Annotated in this window: 16 protein-coding genes; 7 read left to right on the forward strand and 9 right to left on the reverse strand. The window is 59.4% G+C overall.

Annotation, left to right across the window (positions count from 1 at the left end):
- Positions 1 to 38 precede the first annotated feature (38 nt).
- Positions 39 to 1,508, forward strand: coding sequence for an AlkA N-terminal domain-containing protein (locus M0P56_RS02435; RefSeq protein ID WP_291508454.1), 1,470 nt, complete (start codon positions 39 to 41; stop codon positions 1,506 to 1,508).
- Here M0P56_RS02435 and M0P56_RS02440 read toward each other — a convergent pair.
- A complete protein-coding gene (locus tag M0P56_RS02440; protein WP_291508455.1) occupies positions 1,505 to 2,029 on the reverse strand; it encodes a methylated-DNA--[protein]-cysteine S-methyltransferase in 525 nt (174 codons plus the stop codon). The genes M0P56_RS02435 and M0P56_RS02440 overlap by 4 nt on opposite strands.
- 268 nt (positions 2,030 to 2,297) lie before the next feature.
- On the opposite strand from M0P56_RS02440, the gene M0P56_RS02445 reads away from it, so the two are divergent.
- Positions 2,298 to 2,531: a hypothetical protein gene (locus tag M0P56_RS02445; protein WP_035192793.1), complete on the forward strand. Its 234-nt coding sequence runs from the start codon at positions 2,298 to 2,300 to the stop codon at positions 2,529 to 2,531.
- Complete coding sequence (locus M0P56_RS02450; RefSeq protein ID WP_291508456.1) at positions 2,531 to 2,959, forward strand: TA system VapC family ribonuclease toxin; 429 nt, start codon at positions 2,531 to 2,533, stop codon at positions 2,957 to 2,959. The genes M0P56_RS02445 and M0P56_RS02450 overlap by 1 nt, the downstream gene beginning before the upstream one ends.
- A 74-nt stretch (positions 2,960 to 3,033) precedes the next feature.
- On the opposite strand, the gene M0P56_RS02455 is transcribed toward M0P56_RS02450, so the two are convergent.
- The 4 genes from M0P56_RS02455 to M0P56_RS02470 form a co-directional block, all read right to left on the reverse strand.
- Positions 3,034 to 3,678 carry a YceI family protein gene (locus M0P56_RS02455; RefSeq protein ID WP_291508457.1) on the reverse strand — a complete coding sequence of 215 codons (645 nt, stop codon included), beginning with the start codon at positions 3,676 to 3,678 and terminating at the stop codon, positions 3,034 to 3,036.
- 113 nt (positions 3,679 to 3,791) lie between these two features.
- The gene (locus tag M0P56_RS02460) at positions 3,792 to 4,292 is read right to left on the reverse strand and encodes a MarR family winged helix-turn-helix transcriptional regulator (protein WP_291508458.1); all 501 of its coding nucleotides are present in this window, start codon (positions 4,290 to 4,292) and stop codon (positions 3,792 to 3,794) included.
- Between the two features lie 183 nt (positions 4,293 to 4,475).
- Positions 4,476 to 4,973, reverse strand: a complete 498-nt coding sequence (locus M0P56_RS02465) for a GNAT family N-acetyltransferase (RefSeq protein ID WP_291508459.1) — start codon at positions 4,971 to 4,973, stop codon at positions 4,476 to 4,478.
- Complete coding sequence (locus M0P56_RS02470) at positions 4,970 to 5,449, reverse strand: carboxymuconolactone decarboxylase family protein (protein ID WP_291508460.1); 480 nt, start codon at positions 5,447 to 5,449, stop codon at positions 4,970 to 4,972. Before M0P56_RS02470 ends, M0P56_RS02465 begins: the two co-directional genes overlap by 4 nt.
- Positions 5,450 to 5,516: 67 nt before the next feature.
- Between M0P56_RS02470 and M0P56_RS02475 the strand changes: the two genes are divergently transcribed.
- The 3 genes from M0P56_RS02475 to M0P56_RS02485 all read left to right on the forward strand — a co-directional run bounded on the left by M0P56_RS02475 (position 5,517) and on the right by M0P56_RS02485 (position 6,894).
- Positions 5,517 to 5,984, forward strand: a complete 468-nt coding sequence (locus tag M0P56_RS02475) for a MarR family transcriptional regulator (RefSeq protein ID WP_291508461.1) — start codon at positions 5,517 to 5,519, stop codon at positions 5,982 to 5,984.
- 227 nt (positions 5,985 to 6,211) lie between these two features.
- Positions 6,212 to 6,505: a type II toxin-antitoxin system HigB family toxin gene (locus M0P56_RS02480; RefSeq protein WP_366109970.1), complete on the forward strand. Its 294-nt coding sequence runs from the start codon at positions 6,212 to 6,214 to the stop codon at positions 6,503 to 6,505.
- A gap of 11 nt (positions 6,506 to 6,516) precedes the next feature.
- Complete coding sequence (locus M0P56_RS02485; RefSeq protein WP_291508463.1) at positions 6,517 to 6,894, forward strand: transcriptional regulator; 378 nt, start codon at positions 6,517 to 6,519, stop codon at positions 6,892 to 6,894.
- A gap of 107 nt (positions 6,895 to 7,001) precedes the next feature.
- Here M0P56_RS02485 and M0P56_RS02490 read toward each other — a convergent pair whose 3' ends face one another.
- Complete coding sequence (locus M0P56_RS02490) at positions 7,002 to 7,487, reverse strand: Lrp/AsnC family transcriptional regulator (protein ID WP_291508464.1); 486 nt, start codon at positions 7,485 to 7,487, stop codon at positions 7,002 to 7,004.
- A 141-nt stretch (positions 7,488 to 7,628) separates the two neighbouring features.
- Here M0P56_RS02490 and M0P56_RS02495 point away from each other — a divergent pair, with 141 nt between their 5' ends.
- On the forward strand, positions 7,629 to 9,308 hold the full coding sequence (locus M0P56_RS02495; RefSeq protein WP_291508465.1) for a 2-isopropylmalate synthase: 1,680 nt from the start codon (positions 7,629 to 7,631) through the stop codon (positions 9,306 to 9,308).
- Here M0P56_RS02495 and M0P56_RS02500 read toward each other — a convergent pair.
- From M0P56_RS02500 to M0P56_RS02510, 3 genes are all read right to left on the reverse strand, one after another.
- Positions 9,194 to 10,138 (reverse strand): hypothetical protein, encoded by a 945-nt coding sequence (locus M0P56_RS02500; RefSeq protein WP_291508466.1) that lies wholly within the window; start codon positions 10,136 to 10,138, stop codon positions 9,194 to 9,196. The two genes, M0P56_RS02495 and M0P56_RS02500, sit on opposite strands and share 115 nt — an antisense overlap.
- A gap of 5 nt (positions 10,139 to 10,143) precedes the next feature.
- Entirely contained in the window at positions 10,144 to 10,350 is a 207-nt protein-coding gene (locus M0P56_RS02505) for a hypothetical protein (RefSeq protein ID WP_291508467.1), read from the reverse strand.
- 71 nt (positions 10,351 to 10,421) lie between these two features.
- Positions 10,422 to 12,881 carry an HAD-IC family P-type ATPase gene (locus tag M0P56_RS02510; protein WP_291508468.1) on the reverse strand — a complete coding sequence of 820 codons (2,460 nt, stop codon included), beginning with the start codon at positions 12,879 to 12,881 and terminating at the stop codon, positions 10,422 to 10,424.
- Positions 12,882 to 12,895: the final 14 nt, after the last annotated feature.

The following is a 12,895-nucleotide window of genomic DNA, read 5'->3' on the forward strand; positions in this document are numbered from 1 at the left end:
GACGAGACACCCGCGGCCGCCTAGCTTATAAAGAGACCATGAATACATCGGACCTTAATCGCGAAGTGTGCTACCGCGCCGTCCTGGCAAAGGACGCGCGGTTTGACGGCAAGTTCTACACGGCCGTGTTATCCACGGGCATCTATTGCCGTCCGGTATGCCCCGCACGCCCCCCCAAGCTGAGAAATTGCCTCTTTGTACCCAGCGCTGCGGTAGCCAGGCAGTTGGGCTTCCGAGCCTGTTTGCGTTGTCGCCCCGAGTTGGTAGGGGCCGAACCTTTCGCAGAGGCCAGCGCCCTGATGGTTTCTCGAGCTTTGCAGCAGATGAGTGATGACGGCGCCTGGAATGGCACTAGTTTGGAGGACGTGGCTGTGCAATTAGGTGTTAGCGGACGACATTTGCGGCGACTGTTTGGGCGCGTGCTCGGCAGCCCGCCGACGGCTCTTGCGCAGATGCAGCGCATTCTGCTGGCCAAAAAACTGATTGCAGAAACCGGACTTTCCATGACCGATGTCGCACTTGCTGCAGGGTTTGGCAGCGTCCGCCGTTTCAATGCGGTCATGCAGCGCCATTGTGGGTGTGCACCCGGCACACTGCGCCATACTTCTGCTTCGAAGAGCGATATGGCTGCGGGTATCACCTTGAAGCTGCCCTATACCCCGCCTTATGACTGGACGACACTGCTGGAATTTCTGGCAGGCCGTGCCATCCCTGGGGTGGAGGCCGTGCAGTCCGGGCAATATTGGCGCGCCTTTCAGCTAGAGGGGGTACAGGGCCTTGTCGAAGTCCATCCTGATCCGGTGGCCGATCAGCTTCTGGCAACCATACACGCAACGAAAATTCCCCCAATAGGCATCATCGTGGCGCGATTGCGCCGCCTGTTTGATCTGGATACGGAAATCATTAGGATCGACCAGCATCTTTCCATAGACCCGCTTATGGCTTCACGCGTCAGGGCGAGGCCGGGATTGCGTGTCCCAGGCGCATGGGATTTGTTCGAACTCACCGTGCGCGCGATATTAGGTCAGCAAATTAGTGTGGCCGCGGCGACCACGCTATCGGGTCGGCTTGTTGCCGCCCTTGGGGAATTGCTCACAGAGGATATGGCGCGACTTTCAGATGGCACGGGAATCTCCAGGATATTCCCGGCACCCGTCGCCGTCATGACCGCCGACCTGAGCTCTATCGGCCTAACCCGGGCCAGAGAAAAAGCGCTGCAGGCTCTGGCTGTGGCCATGCAAGAGGGTCGCCTGGCTTTTTCGGCTCATACCCTCGACAGCATCATCAAAAACCTCTGCGAACTGCCGGGTATCGGCCCGTGGACGGCGCACTACATCGCCATGCGCGGCTATCGTGATCCGGACGCCTTCCCCCATTCAGACCTGGGACTACTGCGCGCACTGGAAACGGAGAGTGGGCGCCCCAACCCCGCAGAAATGCTGATGCTCGCCGAAGCATGGCGGCCCTGGCGGGCCTATGCGGCCATGCGTTTGTGGGCGCAACCCTAAAAATCACCACCCTCATGGCGTAACAGCCAGCGTTTGCGCTCTATTCCGCCCGCGTACCCGGTCAAGGTGCCATTGGCGCCGATGACGCGATGGCAGGGAATGACAATACCAATGGGATTCGCGCCGTTGGCACGCCCCACGGCACGCACCGCCGATGCCCGGTTCATGCCTCTCGCCTGTTCCTGGTAGCTGCGGGTTTCTCCGGCGGGAATGCTGCGCAACCAGGCCCAGGCCACCTGCTGAAACGCGGTGCCTGCGGTTTCTACGGGAATGGCGGAGACGGCGTTGAGATCACCCGCCCAGTAGGCTTCCAGACCGTTGCGAACCATCTGCGGAGCAGTCCCCGATGTCAGCGTTACCCCATCGGAGCCGTAGAGCAGGCGGAGTCGATCCAGCATGCGGGCCTCGCTGTCCGCCCAGTCCAGTGCACGCAAGATGTTTTGTGCGTCGGTGACCAGCAGCATGACACCCAACGGTGTAGTGACACGATCCAACTGCCATCGAAGCGCTTCGTTCAGCATGAAAATCTCCCCAATATGGACTCTGAAATGATGCTATACCCGGACACGGACAAATGCTCGCCACTTTTGGACGATAAAGTCGGCCCCTCAGTCGCTATGTCGTATGAAGCTCAATAAATTGCCAGGAAATAAAAGCACCCAGTAACAGCGCAAAGGAAATCGCTCTCAGCCGGTCTCGGGCTGAACAGTCACCACGCTCCTTGATGGCCAGACCAATAATTTTGATGTATGATGCTAGATGTCTGATGACTTATGAGGTGAACGACCTATGCGCACCACACTGGCGATTGATGATGACGTACTGGCGGCGGCGAAAGGGCTAGCGGATCGACAGCATAAGCCTGTAGGTGCCGTTGTTTCAGCACTTTTGCGGCAGGCTCTGCAACCACAAAACACCTCTGGTGGCCATTCACGTAATGGGATTCCCTTGCTGCCGGTGCGCCCGGATGCACTCCCGGCGACTCTGGAAATAGTGAATCAGTTGCGCGACGAATTGCCATAATGACCTTCTTGCTCGATGTAAACGTGCTGATTGCGCTCATCGACCCCATGCATGTTCAGCATGATATGGCCCATGAATGGTTTGCAGCCCATGGGCAACCCGCATGGGCTACCTGTCCCTTAACAGAGAATGGTGTACTGCGCATCGTGGGCCATCCGCGCTATCCAAATTCACCAGGCACGCCAGCGGCAGTGGCACCGCTGATCCAGGGATTGCGCGCGTCACCTGGCCATGTTTTTTGGCCAGACGACATCAGCCTGTTGGATGTCGACCATATCGACGCATCGCGCCTGCTCACTTCTGGTCAGATTACCGATAGCTACCTCTTGGCGCTGGCCTGCGCCCATGAGGGCCAACTGGCAACCTTCGATCATCGCTTGGTGACCAATGCCGTGCGCAACGGTTTGCAATGCATCCACAAAATTTAATTAAGAATTTAGTCAGCGAGATGCCGGATTGCTGTGTGGCGCCGGCCTTGCTGGTCGGCACCCCAAAAGGCCGCTCAGCCGGTCGTGCGAACACCCTCGATGTTCACATGCAGGTGCACTGTGTTGGCGATCATGCCCGCATAGGCATCCATGCCGAAGTCGCTGCGCTGGATGGTGGTGGTGGCCTCATAGCCGGAGAGATACCCACCCCAGGGCTTGGGCAACGCCGGCACCGGCCCGGCACCGATTTCCCGCACCTGGAAGGTCACCGGCCGCGTCACGCCATGAATGGTCAGTTTCCCATACAGTTGTCCGCTCTCTTTACCCGTGGGTTGATAGCGCGTACTGACGAATGTGATGTTCGGAAACTCCCGGACATTGAAAAAGTCCGGCCCACGCAAGTCGTGATCCCTTAGGGCGAAGTTGGTATTGATGCTGGCTGCGGGAATGCGGATGTCCACTTTGTCCTCCGCAGGACGCGCGGGATTGAAGGTATAGCTGCCGAACAGTTTGTCGAAACGGCCCACCACCACCGCCACCCCGGCATGGCCGATGGTGAACCACGCCAGAGAGTGGTCCGGATCAACCCGGTACGAGCCCGCCGGGCTGGCATCCAGTCGATGGTATGTCGCGGCGTCAGCAAGTGACACCAGTGACGCGGACAATGCGACGGAAAGGATGGTGGTCCTCAGTGCAATGGAAACCTTGTTCTGTAACATGGCAATGCTCCTCTATAAATCAAAGCCTTCATAATCAAGCATCTCATCTGGTACGCATCTGTATAGTTATAATGCGTACTATATAGATAGCACAGGAAATGTTCTTATGCATACTATATTTTGGTTTCGACCTGGAACCGACCTCGCAACGCGCGCAGGGTGCGGCGTACCTGCTCCAAATCATCCGCATCTACGTCCGCAAAGGTCTGTCTGAGATAGGCGGTATGGGTGGGAAATACTCGGGAAAAAAGGGCCTCGCCTTCGGGGGTCAGAACGGCGCGGAAACTCCGTCGATCGCCGGCTGGTACCTCCCTGCGAACCAAGCCCTTTTCTTCGAGGCGGTCGATGATGCCGGTCAGGGTTCCCTTGGTGATCAAGGTTTTTTGGGCAAGCTGGCTGAGGGGCATTCCCTGGGTGTTGCCCAGGGTAGCGATGACGTCAAACTGCGCTGGTGTGAGGCCCAGTTGCCGGACGTGAGCGGCGGAGTAGGCGGAAAAGGCATGATAGGCCTGGGCAAGCTCTCGCAGGACGGCGAGAAACGGTTCCTTTACTGCGCTCTCCTGCAGATCCATAGAGGACTGTTTTGTCGTCTCCCGAAGTATTTTTTCACGCATCTATCCCCCAAACTGTTCGCAGGCAAATAGTCCTGTATAGAACTATTATGGGCGGCCGTCAACAGGATAGGTGGCGTATAAAATATCCCCGCAACACGCCAAAGAGGCATTGCGCGCATTAGGGCTGTTCGGATAGCGATAATTTGCTGCGCGCTTCATCACCCAACTGATCTGGATTTCGTTCTAAGGCAGGCACTGTGCTTGATCTGGCAGCGTCACACTGAAGCGTAAAGCGGTAGCCAACAGCCCTTGACGATAATAAAAACGATGCCCGAGTGTATTACCCATGGCTGCGTCCAACAGCAGTTTGGCACAACCCAGAAGCATGGCCTCGGCTTTTAGTCGCTCGATCAGAATCTTCCCGTACCCCCGACTGCGGCAGGACGCATCAATGACGAGATCATCCACGTAGACGAAGCGGCCATGCACCAAATTGTCTTGCACGCGGAATCCGGCAAGACCCACGGGTTGTGTGCCGTGCCACAGGGCCAGCAAGCGGTAGCCTTGGCTTGTCTGGCGCTGCCAACGTCGCAGAAACTCCTGTTCAGAATCCAGGTGCGGTCGCAGTTGCCGCATCAGGGGATAGCAGGTCAGGACATCGTCTTCCTGATCGACATAATGTAGTTCGACCGCTGCAGGGACATTCCCGCTGTTCTCCGGGCCGTTTTCTACTGGAATCATATCTGCCCCCCCGTGCGCGGGGGCGGCGGCGAAAATCGCAGACCAACACCCAGTCGATTCCAGTGATTGATGGCGCCGATGGCTACCGTCAGGAACGTCACTTCTGTTTCCGTGAACTGAGACTGCAGTGCCTCATAGACGGCGTCGGGTGCCCCTTGGGCCGCGAGCGCCGTCAGACATTCCGCCCACGCCAAAGCGGCCTGCTCCCGTGCAGAAAATATACCGGCATCCCTCCAACCCGCGACCAGATCTAGCTTGACCGGGTCCACACCGATTTGACGGGCGACGTTCAGGTGGTACTGAATACAGAACGCACAGCCGTTGATTTGCGATACCCGCACCTTGATCAGTTCCGTCAGGGGTTTTTCGAGGCCGGAATCATCGACCGCTTTTCCCATCAACTGGAGTGCGGCGTAGACCTCGGGCGCGGTCTTGGTGAAGGAGAGGTAGCCAATACGGGCATGCTCTGTGGACATGGCTTGTTCCTTATGAGGTGACTCGGATAGTATCAGGACTCTAACAATATATCAGAGTGCTTACAATATGGACGACGCAGCGCCAAAACCCCTCATCCCTCCAGCGGGAGAGGGCAAACGCGGGGAAAATGGGTATCTGGGTTACCTGCTGCGGCAGGCTGCGGGGGCGTACCGGCACCGAGTGGAACGAGCGCTCGCCGACCTGCGGGTAACGCCTCCACAATTTTCCGTACTCACCATGCTGGCCGCCTATCCCGGCATTTCCAATGCCGATCTGGCGCGGCTGGCCCTCCTCACCCCGCAAACGGTCAGCACCATTGTCGCCAACCTGGAACGCGCCGGGGCCATCGTGCGCGAGCCGCATCGTTACCATGGCCGTATCCAGCAGATTGATCTCAGTGAGACAGGCAAGTCGTTATTGGCGACCTGCCGTGCGCGGGTGCACGGTATGGAGCAAAAGCTGACCGATGGGCTTTCCCGAGAAGAGGAATCGGCACTTCGAAAATGGCTGGTTCGCGTCGCCACGTCAATCTGAAACTTTCTGTGAATGATTTGAACGTCAGCTCCACGATAGCGGAATTCAGGGAGATGGGCTGGTGGCTGGCTTCCGATGCTGGAGTTGATGCCACTGATATCCTGGCGCAATAGCTCCAGTGCGGCGCTGGTGTCCGGTACGGCGGTGCCGATAACCAGAGAGGTCTTGAGTTGCCCAGCCCTCTGCGAGTATCCTTGTTCCCGTTACGGGAGCGCTTGAGGTGAATGATGCGGGTTATTGCCGTAAGTACCTTGCGGGCCTTCTGGGAAGAGTACCCACCTGCCGGGGAACCGCTGCGCAGTTGGTATGCCATCGCCAGCCGTGCCGGCTGGAATAGCCCTGCAGACATCAAGGCCGCTTATCGCAATGCGAGTTTCTTACCCGGAAACCGGGTGGTATTTAACATCAAGGGAAACGATTACCGGCTGATTGTGGCCATTCATTACGACCGTGGCCTGATGTATATCCGTTTTGTAGGCACTCATGCGCAGTATGACCGCATCGATGCATGTATTATCTAAGGAGGCAGAGCATGGAGATCAAAGCCATTCATGATGAAGCCGGTTATCGTGCCGCGCTGGCTGAGTTAGACCGGACCTGGGATGCGCCCAAAGGCAGCCCAGGGAGCGACCGCATGGAAGTGCTGACCATACTGATCGCCGATTATGAGCGTCAGCACCACGCCATAGAGGATCCCGATCCCATTGCTTTACTGGAGCATGTCATGGAGGCGCGCGGCCTCACCCGCAAGGATCTGGAACCCTGCATCGGATCACGGGCCCGGGTTTCCGAAGTGCTCAACCGGCGCCGCCCGCTGACCCTGGAAATGATCCGTCGCCTGGCGGAACAGTTTGATCTGCCTGCTGAAGTACTGGTGCGCCCCTACCCGATCCGGCCTCACGCGGCATAGTCAGGCCGGCTCTGGTTGCCGCCATGGAAAATTTGCAGAACATATCGCAGTACCAACAGAATCCCATGATCTGGCGCGACTGGCGGGCCTGGCGCCTGCAGCGGTGATCAATACACCGGCAACTCCGTCGTATCCACGACCTTACGCAGCACAAAGCTGGAATGCACACCGGTCACCCCCTCAATGCGCGTCAGGCGATGGAGTAAAAATTCCTGAAAATGCGCCATATCGCGCACGGCGACCTTGATCTGGTAATCCGCGTCATGGCCAGTGATGAGGTAGCACTCCAGCACCTCCGGAGAACGGCTGATTTCCGCCTCAAAATGCTCAAAACGCTCGGGGGTATGGCGGTCCATACTGATGTGCATCAGCACCATCAGCGCCAAGCCCAGACGCTGCGGGTCCAGCAGAGCCACACGCTTGCGGATGATCCCGGCTTCTTCCAGCGCCTGCACCCGGCGCAGGCAGGGGGAGGGGGACAAAGCGATACGCTCGGCGAGGCGCTGATTGCTGAGTCCGCCGTCGCGCTGTAGTTCCTCCAGAATGCGGCGGTCATAGCGATCTAATTCGCTGGCAGGGGCTTTCGACCTCATAGCACAATATTACTCCGTTAATTGGTGTTAGTGCGCAATAAACATGCGACATAGTCGCTTTGTTGGCAAAAATTCGCAAGCACCTGCCGCGACTTCTTCCCTATACTGCGTCCATCGTCACTTGCCGCAGGAGATTGGACCATGGGGACTTTCAACCACCGCCGTTACCGCGCCTTCGCGCCCGTTCACAAACCGGATCGGCGCTGGCCCAACCAGCGTATGCACCACGCGCCGGTCTGGACCAGCGTCGATCTGCGCGACGGCAATCAGGCGCTGGTTTCCCCCATGAGTGTCGAGCAAAAGCTCCGGATGTTCGATTTGCTCGCGCGCATGGGCTTTCGGGAGATTGAGGTGGGTTTTCCCGCCGCCTCCCAACCCGATTTTGACTTTGTGCGGCGCATCATTGAAGAAGACCGTATCCCCGAGCAGGTGACCATCCAGGTGCTCACTCAGGCGCGGGAAGCCCTGATTGACCGCACATACGAGGCCTTGAAAGGGGTGCGGCGGGCGATTGTCCATGTCTACAACTCCACCAACCCTGCGCAGCGCGAGCAGGTGTTTGGCCTGGATCGGGAGGGCGTCCAGGCCATTGCCGTGCGTGGCGCGGAGTGGGTGAAGGCCGGAGCCGCACGCTATCCAGAGACGGAATGGGTCTTTCAGTATTCGCCGGAGAGCTTCAGTGCCACCGAGCCGGATTATGCGGTGGATGTCTGCGAGGCGGTCAATGGGGTCTGGCGGCCTGATCAGGGGCAGGCGGTGATCCTCAACCTGCCCGCCACCGTCGAGTCGTCCATGCCCAACGTCTTCGCGGACCAGATTGAATGGTTCTGCGACCACTTGCGCGGGCGGGAGCACGTGAAAATCAGTGTGCACAACCACAATGACCGCGGCTGCGCGGTAGCGGCGGCGGAACTGGCGGTGTTGGCCGGTGCTGACCGGGTGGAGGGCACCCTCTTCGGCAACGGCGAGCGGACCGGCAACATGGATATTCTCACCATGGCCATGAATCTTTACTCTCAGGGCATTGATCCGCAACTGGATATGTCCATGGGCACGGAAATCGCGGAGATCTATACCGCGTGTACGGGTATGGTCGTGCCGCCGCGCCATCCCTGGTTTGGCGAACTGGTCTACACGGCGTTTTCCGGCAGTCACCAGGACGCCATTCGCAAGGGCATGCACCATCGGCGGGAACGGGAAGAGGCTGTCTGGGAGGTGCCCTATCTGCCCATCGATCCTGCGGATTTGGGGCGCAAGTACGAGGAGGTGGTGCGCATCAACAGCCAGTCCGGGAAAGGCGGTGTCGCCCACGTGCTGGAGCGCGACCACGGCATTTCCTTGCCGCGCTGGTTGGCGCAGGACTTCAGCGCCGTAGTGCAGGCGGCTTCCGAGCGGGAAACGGGTGAGGTCCGTTCAGCGCAGATTTATACCCTGTTCCAGGGTCATTACTGTCAGCTCGCGGAAGAATGGCATCTGCGCCGCTATCGTCTCAGCCGGGAGGGGGAGCAGGTCGCAGCGACCGTGGTGGTGGGCCCGGAGGCGCAGCCGCATATTTTACAGGGCAAGGGGAGCGGCGCCGTAGGGGCCTTGGTCGATGCGCTGATCCAGAGTTGGGGCGTTCGTGCCGAGGTGGAGCAGTTCGACCAGCATGCCATCGGCACCGGCACCGCCGCCCGCGCCATGGCCTGCGTCCGGGTCAGTGTGGATCATGGCCATGCGGCATCGGCAGTGGCTTTTGGCGAGGATACCACTGAGGCCGCTTTACAGGCGGTGCTCAGTGCGATTGGTCGGTCCGTTGCAAAACACAACACAAAGCGGTAAAGATGATCGAAAGCAGTCCGCCGCACGGCAAGCGTCGTGCGCTTGGCCACCTGCGCGCCGGGCAACCCGAAGGCCTCGCGCACAAAACACCAGCCGTAAAGTCCCACCAGCAGAAGCAAGGCGACGCCCAGTATCGACACCAGCAAGGCGGCCCCGAAAGTATGCAAACGTGCTGACAAAACGGTAATACCGCCCTGTAATAACAGGCTTGCCAGCAAAAAAACCAGCCAGACCCGCACATTGACCAGCACCGCCTGAAAGCTGGCGAGCAAGGCGAGATAACCCCGACGGGTAAGGCCGGCCACGATGATGCCCACGGAAAGGAGCAAAAAGACGTTCCCCAACATGGTCTGTGCCGTGCCCAAACCGTTGGTGATCAGAGCACGTAGCCACTCGGGCAGATGTTGCCACTCGGGCGAGCGCAGATGGTGGAGGGTGGCGGCAGAGGAAATATGATCGTGAGTAAAAATACCCGCCAGATAATGCCGAAAGAGCAGCATCAGCATCAGCAGCACCATTACCAGTAGCGCAATCTCTAAAACCAGACGGGACAGAGGCCACCACGGCACGTCGCGGATACCTCGCCCCACATCAATGAGTTGCGTGTTGCCCTGGTGTACCGCCATGGCTACCGCAAAAATAATTGCCATGACCCCGCAGGCAATAGGAATGCTCAGAATCAACGGCTGCCAGGCCACGTTCAACAGCAGCAATACCAGATACAGCATGGCGAAGGCGCTGGGCGCACCACGCAGCAAAAGCAGGGAGTCGCGCCACCAGCGCGTCATCCATCCCGCTTCGACGGGCTGTGGTTTCAGAGAAGTGGCCACCGGCGTTATTCACTGAAAGCAGCGGCGGAGATTCCCATGCCCTGACGACGATATCCTGTCGTCACGGCATGGGAATCTCCCTCCCGATCTGCCTGGCCGCGATGCTTGATCTTGCGGCTGTAGACCGTCTGGTCCCTTTCCACCTTTGTGGGCTGCACGCCGAAGCGCGGTTTCAGGCGCTTGGGCACGATACGTAAGGTCTCCTTTTTCATAACCTGATTCCCCTCTTAGTCGACGGTGACACGCTTACATTCTAGCATGAACACGAGCGTGGCGGTGCGCCTCAAACCGTCGGCGGAGGCGCCGCAAGCTTGCCGGCCAGCCACGCCAACGCCGCGCAGACGGCAACGATCCCCATATCCGCGCCCCCCATGGCCGTTGTCGCGAATACCCGCTGAAAAAATGGCAGATAGGAGAAAAGCCCCTGTGCAATCAGGGCAGCTGCCATCGCCACCACAAGGACGACATCCCCCCGGTCACGACGCCAGCGCCCATATATGGCCAGCAGTATTCCGGCCTCCGCGCCCACCAGGGCGTTCACCGCCAGGGTGTGCGCATGGCTGTCGCTGTGCAGCGTCGCATCGCCAAAAAACACCACAAAGACGATTATGACCAGAAAGGTACTCAATCCGAAGATGCGCCACCACAAGCTTCCTGGAATGAGTGCCTCCCAGGCCGGACGCGGTTTGCGCTCCATCACGCCTTTGTCCGCCCCCATGAATGCAAAAGCCAGAGTCAGCGTACTGGCGGTAATCGTGTTCACCCAAAGTATCTGCAGTGGAGTAATAGGCAGGGTCATTCCCGACAGCACCGCGAAAAAAATCACCAGCCCTTCCGCAAAATTAGTCGGCAGCATAAAGAAAGTCGTGCGCCGGATATTGTCATAGATGTGGCGCCCCTCCGCTACGGCAGTGGCGATATGGGCAAAGTTGTCGTCACTCAACACCATGGCCGCAGCCTCACGGGCCACGTCGCTCCCCGATTGCCCCATGGCCACACCAATCTGCGCCCGGCGCAAGGCGGGTGCATCGTTGACACCATCACCGGTCATCGCGACCACCTCGCCGCTGGCCTGCAGGGTCTGCACCAGTTCCAGCTTATCGGCGGGCTGCACCCTGGCGAAAACCACTGCATCGCGGGCCAGGGCCTGCCGTCCCTCTGCATCCGCGCTGACCCACTGGGCATGATCGACCACCGCCGCTGGACCATCTTCCAGAATGCCGACCTGACGGGCGATAGTGGCCGCCGTCTGCGGATGATCGCCGGTAACCATAATCACCCGGATACCCGCGCTGCGGCAGGCAGCAATGGCGGCCGGTACGGCGGCACGCGGGGGATCCAGCAGTGCGACAACACCCAACCAGGTCCAGCCACCATCGTCCAGAGCTTCCCACCGTCCATCCATCGCACTGGCCAGGGCAATGGTACGCATGCCGGCAGTCGCCATATCCGCAATGACTTTGTGCCAATAGCGCGGATCGACTTCCGCCACCCCGCTTGCGGTCGCCATCCACCGACAGCGCTGCAGGACCCATTCCGGGGCCCCTTTAATGGCGATGCCGTCGCTGTGGCGCGTCGCCATGAAAGGCTGCTCGTGGCTGAAAGGCCGGGCATCCGCCCGCGGAGACCCCATCCGCGACACGTCGACGTCCGCACCATGCGTGCCCGCATAGCGGAGCAGGGCCTGTTCCAGAGGGTCACCAATACCGCTCTGATCGTTGCGTAGTTGGGCGTCATTACACAAAATCATGACCCGCAGGGCACGTTGCAGCAGGGCAGGGGAGTCATCGGCGAGGGCCAGGTCCTGCACGGTCATGCGATTTTCTGTCAGGGTGCCCGTTTTGTCGGTGCAAATGACGGTAACCGTGCCCAGGGTTTCCACTGCCGGTAACTGGCGGACAATGGCGCCGCGTTGCGCCATACGCTGCACGCCCAGTGCCAGGGTCACACTAATGACTGCTGGTAACCCTTCGGGAATAATGGCTACCGCGAGACTGATGGCGGCGAGCAGGGCGAATTCCAGCGTCTCGCCCCGCCACCAGGCAATACCCACCGCGACGGCTGCCAGAAGAACGACGGTAAAGGCGAGCGTCCGGGACAAGCGGCTGATGCGCTCCAGCAGAGGCGAGCGCATGGTCAGGGTGGTTCCCATGAGCTGATGGATACGGCCTATTTCGGTGGCACTGCCGGTGGCGGTCACCTGGCCAACACCATCTCCCCCGGTCACCAGCGTTCCGGCCCGCAGCAGTAACTCGCCAGCGTCGCCAGAAGTGGTTTTATCCACCGGGACGGATTCCCCCGTCAGCAGGGATTCGTCCACCCGCAGAGCATGCGCCTCCAGCAAGCGCATGTCCGCGCTGATACGTGCCCCATTTTCTATTCGCACCCAGTCGCCGGGCACCAGTGCTTCAGCGGGCAGATGTTGCCAGTCGCCATCGCGACAGACCAACACCTGCGGGGCGAGAAAAGATTGCAGTGCCTGCACGGCTTTCTCCGCGCGGTTCTCCTGAACAAAGCCGAGCAAGGTGTTGATCAGGATCACCGTGCCGATGACCGCGCCGTCTACCAGATGTCCGAGTACCAGGGATAAGAGTGCAGCGGCCAGCAAAATCGCGATGAGGGTGTTGCGAAACTGCGCCAGCAGTTGTTGCCACCAGCGCGGTGCATGCGCCGTGGGCAGATGATTAGGCCCGTATTGTTGCTGTAACGCCGAGGCCGCGGCGCTGCTCAGACCGCATGCCATTGGATCATGCTCCG

The organism is Acidithiobacillus sp. (assembly GCF_023229925.1).
Classification (GTDB): Bacteria; Pseudomonadota; Gammaproteobacteria; order Acidithiobacillales; family Acidithiobacillaceae; genus Acidithiobacillus.